This is a genomic window from Alkalihalobacillus sp. MEB130 (assembly GCF_032335535.1).
Lineage (GTDB): Bacteria > Bacillota > Bacilli > Bacillales > Bacillaceae_D > Halalkalibacter.
In genome coordinates this window covers 1-9,911 of the sequence record NZ_JAOANA010000046.1, presented here as the reverse complement: position 1 = coordinate 9,911, position 9,911 = coordinate 1, and the positions used below count along the sequence as shown (strand labels likewise).

The window sequence follows — 9,911 nt, the reverse complement described above, 5'->3', positions numbered from 1 at the left end:
AGCAAGCTCTTAATCAGTCCGCTCGACTTGCATGTATTAGGCACGCCGCCAGCGTTCGTCCTGAGCCAGGATCAAACTCTCCATAAAAATGGTAAGCTGATTAGCTCAAAATGTATCGCTAACGATAATTCATCATTTTTAATAAAATGATGAGAAAAAATTGACGAGATATCATGTATCTCTTTTCGCTTGGCTTTTGTTCAGTTTTCAAAGAACTCGTCCATCACTGTTTTCCTCAGCGACATTTATCATCATAACACAATGATTCGTTCTGCGCAACAACTTTTTTTCGAAAAAGTTGTTCTCACAATCGCCATCGGATCAATCAGTCGATCGTGGCGACAAGTAATACTATAACACGAATAAAAATTCTACGCAATAGTTAATTTGCAATTATTTTTTCGTGACTCGATTTAATAATTTAACATAGTTCGACACGTTGGTCAACAAAATTTTCAAACATTAAAACTGTCTCGCATCCAACAACATTGTATCTTAATACTCTGGGCCTCTTCATAATCAAATTTGCACCATTTCTCCCTTTCCCTTTTCGAAACCGCATGAGAGAATCTTTATAGAAGACTAATAGGAAAGGAAGAGTCTCTTTTGAAATTTTTGAACGTCATTCTTATATCTTTTATTGTATCCATCATTATCACCATGACACTTTCCATCATCAATTACACACCTGTAGCACAAAGAGAGCCTAACACATATTATTTTTCTATTATGGAAAGCTTTATTTTTATGTCTATGTTCATGATCCCCTTTTGTTTAGTTGCAGGTATCTTCTCATTTTTTGCTTACTTAATAATAGAAAGAAAAAAACAACTATCTACCTTCCCCCAAAAAGTACTAAGTGTTTTGATCGGATTAGGAATCACTTCAGCTGCATTTTATATGTATGTGTCTCTATCCAACACCGAAACCAATGATATCTATTTAATTCCCGAGGGATATGAAGGTGAGGTTTATGCGTTTTATAACGTTAGAGGAGCACCAAAAGTGGAAAAAGAGGGCAAATATTCCGTTCATCCGATCAATGAAGAGGGGTATTTTGTCACCTCTACCCATGATTTAGATTACGGCACGGTAACTGATCGATATTATTATGTAGACGACCACGGGAACCGAACTCCGATAGATCATACTTGCGTCAATCTTTTTGGCACAGGCGGTCTTTCCGACCACGGAGAAGATAACGTTACTTCTATTTCATACACTGGCTTTGAATTAACGAAAGATCATTGCGGAGAAGAATTTATGTTAAGAGGGACAGGAAGAGACCATCACAGCACCCTTGAAAGAGTAAGTGGAATGATTTTTAAGGAATACTATAACATTGAATTTTGGTATTAAAGTGAAACACCCGTCCTGGCTTATCATATAACCAGAAACGGGTGTTTTTAGTTGTCACCCTTAAGCCGGGTAACCTCTATTTAGGAAAGCAGATGACAGTTCTTTATGAGGATATCAGCTGAAATGGGACGAGGAACCTGTCCCTAGCGTCCCGCCGAGTCCCGCTGAGTCGACAATTTCCGGGGAAATTCGGGTGGTGGCAGGCACCCGAAAAGGCCCCCCTAAAAAATCGATACAAGCTCCTTCGTATAAGGGTGTCGATCCTCTGCAAATAAATGTTGCTGATCAAAATGATCAACGATTTCCCCTTGTTTCATGACCATTATTCGCTGACTCACTCGGTGAACAGCGGCGAGGTCATGGGAGATAAATAAATAGGATAGATTCAAGTTTTTACGCAGATCTGTTAACAGTTGCAGAACGTCATTTTGAGAAATCACATCCAAGCTTGCGGTAGGTTCATCAAGGATGATCAGTTCTGGTTCAATACTAATGGCACGAGCAATCGTGACTCTTTGGCGTTGCCCTCCACTCAGTTCATGGGGATACCGGTCCGCTAAAGAAGCTGATAGCTCTACAGCTTCTAGTAATTGATTGATATAAGCCTGTTTCGACTCATACGAGAAGTAAGCCAGGTTTAATTCATTTTTGTACTGAGTATATGGATCAATGAGAGAGTCTTTTATTTTCAATTTCGGGTTAAGGGCAGCTGCTGGATTTTGAAAGACCATTTGAATATTTTTGCGAAATGGCTTTAATTGCCGTTCATTTAGCGCTTCAATCGCCGTTTCCTTAAAGCGAATTTCACCGCTGTTAATCGACTCCATTCGAAGTAAGCACCGTGCTAATGTACTTTTCCCACAACCACTTTCTCCTACAAGAGCAAGACACTCCCCCTTCTTTACTTCAAAGGTTACGTTAGAGAGAACAAGTTTTTCTTTATCATATGATTTTGTAACCTTTTTCACGCTAAGTAGTGTCATGCCTTTCTCTCCTTATCCAAACCAGATCTCAAACCATCCCCTAATATCGGAGCCGCTTTGATTAATTGTTTCGTATAGTCGTGGTGTGGATGATCAAGGATCTTATGCTTTCCTCCTGATTCCACAATTTTCCCGTCCTTCATAATGGCCAACCGGTCGGCATACCGCCTAACATGGCGCCAATCATGAGTAATAAATAAAATGGAACAACCCGTTTCTTTTTGCTTTTTCGCTAGCATTTCTAATACCCGGTGACCGGACACACTATCAAGTGCCGTTGTAATTTCATCAGCAATCACTAAATCAGGAGTTAACAGGAGAGCAAGCGCTATAGCGACCCTTTGAAGTTGACCTCCACTAAGCTGAAAAGGATAGCGATGAAACAGCGCTTCCTCTAACCCAACCGATTCTAGTGCTTCTACCGCCTGATCATATCGTTTTTGTTTAGAAGTAACGCCATGTACCTTTAAATATTCATGAAAATGCTGCCCTATTTTTCGAAATGGTGTAAACGAGCCTTGATAATCTTGAAAAATATAAGCCACCTTTTTCCCACGAACACGTCGAATCTCTTTAGCCGACATTGAAAGCAAATCTTGACCTTTAAAAACAATTCTACCTTCTACTTGTAAACGAGGCGGCAACATCTGCCCAATACTTTGAGAAAGAAGACTTTTGCCACTCCCACTTTGTCCAACTAACGCATACCAGTCTCCTTCCCGAATCGAAAGGGACACTTGATCGACGATGGTTTTATTTTGACTACGTATGGTCACTTCTTCAATCGACAGAATCATGATTGCACCTCTTTCTTCACGTCAAACCGGTCCCTCAAATAATCTCCGAGCATATTCGTTAATAGAACAACAAGTACGATTGCCAGACCAGGATAAATCATCAATTCTGGCTTCGACTCAAAATACGGTCGTGAATCATTTAACATTGCTCCCCATTCAGGCATAGGCGGTTGAGCGCCCAGTCCAATATAGGAAAAGGCAGAGATTAGTAGAATAATTTTTCCTAAATCAAGACTTGCCATCACGAAAACATGACCAATAATATGTGGAAACAAATGCTTCGTCATAATTTTTCTAGCAGGCAATCCATTCATACGCGCAATTAAGATATATTCTTTTTGAGCTTCTGTTAAAACGGTACTTCTGACAAGCCTAGCGTAATTCACCCATTTGACTAAAATAATAGCAAGAATTAAATTGCTAATACTAGGACCAAGCAAACCAACTAATACAATTGCAACAATCGTATCTGGAAAAGCGAGAAACCCATCAGCCACTCTCATAAATAACCGATCAATGATTCCACGTTTATATCCAGAAATAATACCAAAAGGGACCCCAATGATCACAGCTGCCACAAGCGCGAGCAAACTGTAGCCAATAGTCTGTTGACCTCCAAGCAAAAGGCGAGTCAGCACGTCCCTTCCTAAATGGTCTGTCCCGAGCGGGTGCAACAGACTCATACTTTGAAGTCTGCCACTTAAATTAGTTAAATATGGATCATGTTTTAAAATCACAAACGCATACAGGACACTAATACAGATCGCGACAAAGAAGATGATGGCCATGCCTACTTGTATGGATTGTTTTCTTTTTTTCGGCAATCTTTTCATCAGTTTGTCTCTCTTTCTTTTATTTTTAGCTCTGGATTTAAATATCTGTACGATAGATCAACACATGTATTTACAACAAAAACAAGAATAGCCATGATTAAAATGTATCCTTGAATAAGAGGATAATCTCGTTGACGAATCGCATCAACAACCATTTTTCCAATCCCCGGATAGGCAAATAACACTTCTATGACGACAACTCCTCCTATTAAACTACCAAGGCTAACCCCAAAGACTGTAATAACAGGAGCGAGGCTGTGACGAAAGGCATGAACAAAGAAAATACGCCCCTCTGACAACCCTCTGGCTCTTCCAGCTCGGATAAATTCCTGATTCAATGAATCAAGCAAACTAGATCGAAGCAAGCGAACATAGACACTCGAAATCGCTAAGCCAAGTGTTAAGGCAGGTAAAATCATCGTCGCCGTTCCATCTCTCCCCATACTAGGCAGCCAATTTAACCGAACACTAAACACATCAATTAAAATAAGACCAAGCCAAAAACTTGGTACTGCCGCCCCAATAATTGACACAATCCGGCTCATCTGATCAACCCAGCTATTTCGATACAGCGCAGACAAAGATCCGAGGGGAATGGCTACCACAAGCATAACTACTAATGCACCAACAGTTAGCTCAAGAGTAGCAGGAAGACCACGAAGGATCATGTCCATTACCGGTTGACCCGTCACATAAGACGAACCAAAGTCCAGTCGAAAAAAGGCAATAAGCCAATGCCCGTATTGAACGAGCAGCGGCTTATTGAACCCCATATCCTCTCTTAATTGTTCCACTTGTTCTTGACTAACTGATAATTCATCGACATTTAAGATCGTTAATACAGGATCACCAGGCGCTAAGCGAACAAACAAGAAACTAGCAAATGTAATCATTAACATAAAAACAAATACTTCTAAAAATTTACGAGTTATGATCCGTAGCAATTTACTTCACACCCAGTTGATTTGTGATCATATAATATTCACTTCGCGTCGTCACCCAATTGTCCACTTTGTCTTCGTTATAAGCAACAATGGTAGATGGATGTAACACAAACGAATTAATCACATTCTCGTTCACATAGTCAGCTGCTTTTTCAGCTAATACTGCTCTTTTTCCATAATCAACCGTTTGATTGAGTTCATCAATAATGGCCGTAAGCTCCTCTTCCTCAGCACCACTAAAGTTAAGAGCCCCTGTAGGATGATACGTTGCATTTAAATAATAACCAGCGTCTCCACGAGGAGCCGTCAAATTACTATAGGTAGCCAAATCCCAATCACGATTGGATGCCATATATTCTTCAGGAATATCAATCTGCTTAATGTCTACATCAATTCCAATTTGTTTTGCATCGGATTGAAATACTTGGGCAATGAGAGGAAGATCCGCTCTTGCCGGATACGTTAAAAGTGTCAATGTAAGCGGCTCTCCGTCCTTTTGCATCGTTCCATCTTGAAGTGTATAACCCGCTTCCTTCAAATACTCGACAGCCACTTCCGCACCAGTTGGACGCTCTTCATAAGTTGGAGCAAATGGAAGGCTTGGCAAAAATGGTCCAACAGCCGCTTCTCCATGTCCTAATAAAATCGTATCAACAATTTCTTGACGATTGATTAACGCATCAACTGCGCGACGTACATGAACATCTTGTAAACTTTCGCGCTGCATATTCATCGTCATCTGGTGAACACGAAAAGTGGCCGTTGACTCAACATGAATGCCATCGATTTGCTTTAATGTTTCTAAGCTCTCTACCTCTGGACGATACACAATATCTACTTGACCAGACCTAAGCGCAAGTGAACGAGCATTTGCATCTTCATTAAAAGAGAAGGTGACTTTATATAAGGTAGAAGCGCCGTCCCAATAATCATCATAACGTTTTAGCTCCAGTCGACTTCCTGGCACAAACGCCTCAAGTTCAAACGGGCCCGTCCCTATTGGTTTATTTAAAATGTTCTCTTCCGTCACATCAATAATCGAAACATTCGGGTTCACAAGTTCTGAAATAAACTCCGGAAACGGCTCACTAGTTGTAATTTCTAACGTGTGGCCATCTGCTTTGATTTCAGTAATTTTCAACGCATTTTTCATCGCGATGCTCTCGGTAATCGCTCTGTCCAAAGATGCCTTTACTGCCTCAGCATCCATCTCTTTTCCATTATGAAAAGTAATATCTTCACGAAGATGAATCGTCCAATTGATGCCATCTTCCCCTTCCCAACTCTCTGCTAACCACGGTTCGATCGTTAAATTTTCTTCATCTAAACGAACTAATGTTTCTGTAATCCCCGCTCTTAATGGCACATAACTACTATCTACGTGCGGATCCAAAGAGTTTGTTGAGAAGTTATATAGAAAATGAATATGATTATCTTCTACCTCTGCCTCTCCCTCATTCCCTGCTGAATCTGAAGCCCCGCACGCTGCTAATAAACTTAGAACCAAGCACAAGACTACAATAGTAAAACTACGATTTTTTATGTATGAAAAAAGTTTACTTGTTTTCAAGGTAATCCCCCTTATTTAGTAATTATTACGATTTATATCATATCGTAATGATTTCGATTTAACAAGAGAAATATTAAAAACTCCTATTACGTGAAACATCTATGCATGTGGACACCAGTTCCGCTAATCCATCAAAAACTAGCACTTTCAAAAGTTTGACGGACACAGAATCCACTATTTGCAGAAAATGACTAGCATGTTCCCCTTCCACCCCTAAATAGCGGAACCACAGTCCGCAATCATTGAAAATTACCGTTTAAGTCAAAGATAACGGAACGTGAGTCCGCTTGAGACCTGAGAAAAATCAACGGCCTGTCCCCGTGGCATACCCACACGAAAAAATGATGTTAAAATACTTTTTATAATGTCATTCACCGTAGTTTCAATAAAGAGTGTTGGTATTTTATGTTAAAGTGATAATGAGGTTTGTTCAATGAAATAACAGCTTTGTGGAAGAAGAAGACAAAATTGAGTGTGAGGGTTCCCTTGATAAAAATAATAGATATTAGTAATAGTAAACACGCTGAAGATGTTTTACATATTCAAATACCATCATATATGGTAGAGGCAGAAATAATTGGTTCATATGACCTCCCACCATTAAAGGATACCGTTTATACTTTGCAACATTGCGAAGAATCTTTCATTGGTTATTATGAAAAGGAAGAGCTATGCGGAGCAATTTCTATAAAAGTAGTTGACGATGCAGTTGATATTCATAGACTAATCGTACATCCAAACCATTTTAGAAAAGGAATTGCTCAGATTCTATTTAATTTCATTGAAAGTAAGTTTAGGGGTAAAACAATAAAAGTAGCAACAGGTTCTAAAAATGCTCCAGCAGTTAGTTTTTATAAAAAGAACGGTTTTCAAAATATCAAAGAAACCAAAGTGAATGAACAATTATCCTTAACCTTTTTTGAAAAGAAATTGTGATTTTTTCAAGTAACTAGGGCCTTTAATTAGAAAAAACTTCCTAAGGTTGGGTTATGGCGCTTCCAAAGAGATATAACATGAAAATCATTAACTTTGCTAATGCCCGCCTGGCAATGTTGTGGCTTGCTATTTTTGTTCTACGTGGAAGACGGGCATGAAGTACTTCTTAGGTGGACCTCACGTTATGTTACGAAGAGAAAGGGTGAGTCTCAAGAGGCCCCCGAAATCATCCAAATCCATAATTCTAAAACTATTTATTCATTCACTTCGTTATTCAACAAGTTTGGTGGCTGATTCGTTTTAAGCCCTTCTAGAAGATTTCTTGTAGCAAGCATGGCCATTTGATAGCGTGTTTCTTCTGTTGCAGACCCTATATGAGGTAAAGTTACTACATTCTTATAAGTCAATAATGGATGATCTTTTGGTAGAGGTTCTTTCTCATAAACATCTAAACCAGCTCCACGAAATTTCTTCTCTTGTAATGCTGTAACTAACGCTTCTTCGTCAACCACTCCCCCTCTCGATCCAACAATAAGAATGGCATGCTTCTGAAGGAAGTCTAATTTTTTTTGGCTAATCAAGTTTTTAGTTTCATTTGTTAAAGGAACCATAACGCAAACAAAATCAGACCTTCTCATAACCTCTTCAAGAGAGCAATAACGAGCTTGGTATGTTGTCTCAACTTCTTGATTTCTACTTCGATTAAAGTATAGTACATTCATATCAAAACCAGCTGATGCACGCTTGGCAATCGCCTTTCCAATTCTCCCCATCCCTATAATCCCTAGCGTTTTATGATGAACATCCACTCCAAAATAGTTGGGGGAAATCGACTTAGACCATTCACCATTCTTAACAAATCGATCCATCTCTGGGATCCTCCTTGCTGTTGCAATCAATAAGCCAAAAATTGCGTCTGCTGTTGTATCTGTTAAGACATCAGGAGTATTCGTAGCTAGGATATTTCTCCTTGTGAATTCGAACAAATCAAGATTATTATAGCCTACTGAAATATTGGCAACGATTTTAAGAGATGGAGCATGCTCCAAGAAAGAGCTATCAACCTTCAGTCCTGCTCCCATTAATCCAATTGCTCCTGCTAGCTCGCTAACAGAACTAGGTTCATTCTCTAACTTTTCTTTTTCAATATGGACAAGATCATAGTGTTCTCTTATTTGCCTACAAGCTTCTTCAGGCAGCTGCTTATAACTGATGACTATCGGTTTTTTGTTCAATGTTATCGCCCCTTTGCTATAGATAGGAAAAACCTCTCCTTTTTTTCAATAAAAAGAGAGAGGTTCATTCTTTATTCAGAAATTAAATAGTTATAGACTGATTCTCACTCTTTCGAATCCTTCTGCTGGTTGACTTCTATGAATTTCTTGAATCATTTGGTCCATATTTAATAGGAAAGCTTCCTTTTCTAGAAAGAACCTGGTTAAATATATAACCAAGTTTAAATAGAAGTTTTTTATTGGTGTTCGTTTAATTGAACAAATTATTATGTATTTTTTTTAAGTTTATATAGCCTAAATATACTTCCACCGCCAATAATGATTGCTAAAATTGAATATAGAGTATTTCTATCTGAATCAATTAAACTAAAGGAAGACGATATGACAATAATGAAAGCAAATAATAGAAGAAAAATATTAAAACCTATCTCGAATCTTTTACTACTAACAGGTTGATCCATCCTGATAACTTCCTTTCTTTTACTATCTAAATTTAGATATTATTAGATAATGCTAAAAAGTAATTTTACCATAAAAAACCAATTGTTTATAGTGTAATATTACGGGAATACCTAACGTCCTGGCTTGCTATTTCTGTTTTACGGGGACGTTTATCACGAGCTTCTCTTAGAAGAGTCTCATGATGTTGGTTCGAAGTAGTTTATTCACGATGTAACCATCAGCTTATTCGAGGAAAGATGTTGTTTCTGCTGCTATATTAACGTTATGAGGAATTCCTAACCTCACGCCTTCTATATAGAGCGTGCCCCGCCTGGCAACGTCCTGGCTCACCCTTTCTCTTCTACGGGGAAGATTACCATGAAGTGATTTCTTGGAAGTATCCCCCGTCGTATTACGAAGAGAAAGGGTTCGTCTTACAGGGGGCATGATGTTTTTCAAGTAGCTTACTCACGAAGTAACCATCGGCTTATTCGAAGAAGACGTTGGTTCTGTTGCATTAATATTACGCACGCCCCTAACTTCCTGCTTTTTGTGCGGAGCGTGCCCGCCTGGCAAAGTCCTGGCTCGCCATTTCTCTTCTACGGGGACGTTTATTCACGAAGCTTCTCTTAGAAGAGTCTCTTGCTGTTTTACGAAGAGAAACAGCTCGTCTCACAGGGGGACATGATGTATTCCAAGAAGTTTATTCATGATGTAACCATCGGCTCAGTCATGGAAGACGTTGGTTCTTCGAACCAAAAGCTCTTCAGCGCCTTGAGGAATATGTTTATGCGCACAAAAAAAGACAATCCA

General features: G+C 39.1%; 8 protein-coding genes and 1 rRNA gene. 2 read left to right on the top strand and 7 right to left on the bottom strand.

Going from position 1 to position 9,911, the window contains the following annotated elements:
* Positions 1 to 87 (bottom strand): 16S ribosomal RNA (locus N0O92_RS23280); the annotation flags it as partial.
* A 519-nt stretch (positions 88 to 606) separates the two neighbouring features.
* Here N0O92_RS23280 and N0O92_RS23275 point away from each other — a divergent pair.
* Entirely contained in the window at positions 607 to 1,359 is a 753-nt protein-coding gene (locus tag N0O92_RS23275; RefSeq protein WP_315617439.1) for a DUF6843 domain-containing protein, read from the top strand.
* Positions 1,360 to 1,580: 221 nt separating this feature from the next.
* Here the strand turns inward: N0O92_RS23275 and N0O92_RS23270 are convergent, their stop codons facing one another.
* The 5 genes from N0O92_RS23270 to nikA are packed head-to-tail and all read right to left on the bottom strand — an operon-like array spanning position 1,581 to position 6,486.
* Positions 1,581 to 2,342, bottom strand: coding sequence for an ABC transporter ATP-binding protein (locus tag N0O92_RS23270; RefSeq protein WP_315617437.1), 762 nt, complete (start codon positions 2,340 to 2,342; stop codon positions 1,581 to 1,583).
* On the bottom strand, positions 2,339 to 3,139 hold the full coding sequence (locus tag N0O92_RS23265) for an ABC transporter ATP-binding protein (protein ID WP_315617435.1): 801 nt from the start codon (positions 3,137 to 3,139) through the stop codon (positions 2,339 to 2,341). The genes N0O92_RS23270 and N0O92_RS23265 overlap by 4 nt, the downstream gene beginning before the upstream one ends.
* Positions 3,136 to 3,972: a nickel transporter permease gene (gene nikC, locus N0O92_RS23260; RefSeq protein WP_315617433.1), complete on the bottom strand. Its 837-nt coding sequence runs from the start codon at positions 3,970 to 3,972 to the stop codon at positions 3,136 to 3,138. The genes N0O92_RS23265 and nikC overlap by 4 nt, the downstream gene beginning before the upstream one ends.
* Positions 3,972 to 4,916 (bottom strand): nickel ABC transporter permease, encoded by a 945-nt coding sequence (gene nikB, locus N0O92_RS23255; protein ID WP_315617431.1) that lies wholly within the window; start codon positions 4,914 to 4,916, stop codon positions 3,972 to 3,974. Before nikB ends, nikC begins: the two co-directional genes overlap by 1 nt.
* A 1-nt stretch (position 4,917) precedes the next feature.
* Positions 4,918 to 6,486, bottom strand: a complete 1,569-nt coding sequence (gene nikA / locus N0O92_RS23250; protein ID WP_396334576.1) for a nickel ABC transporter substrate-binding protein — start codon at positions 6,484 to 6,486, stop codon at positions 4,918 to 4,920.
* A gap of 486 nt (positions 6,487 to 6,972) precedes the next feature.
* Between nikA and N0O92_RS23245 the strand changes: the two genes are divergently transcribed.
* Positions 6,973 to 7,422: a GNAT family N-acetyltransferase gene (locus tag N0O92_RS23245; RefSeq protein WP_315617428.1), complete on the top strand. Its 450-nt coding sequence runs from the start codon at positions 6,973 to 6,975 to the stop codon at positions 7,420 to 7,422.
* A gap of 254 nt (positions 7,423 to 7,676) precedes the next feature.
* Here N0O92_RS23245 and N0O92_RS23240 read toward each other — a convergent pair whose 3' ends face one another.
* The gene (locus tag N0O92_RS23240; protein WP_315617426.1) at positions 7,677 to 8,657 is read right to left on the bottom strand and encodes a 2-hydroxyacid dehydrogenase; all 981 of its coding nucleotides are present in this window, start codon (positions 8,655 to 8,657) and stop codon (positions 7,677 to 7,679) included.
* Positions 8,658 to 9,911: the final 1,254 nt, after the last annotated feature.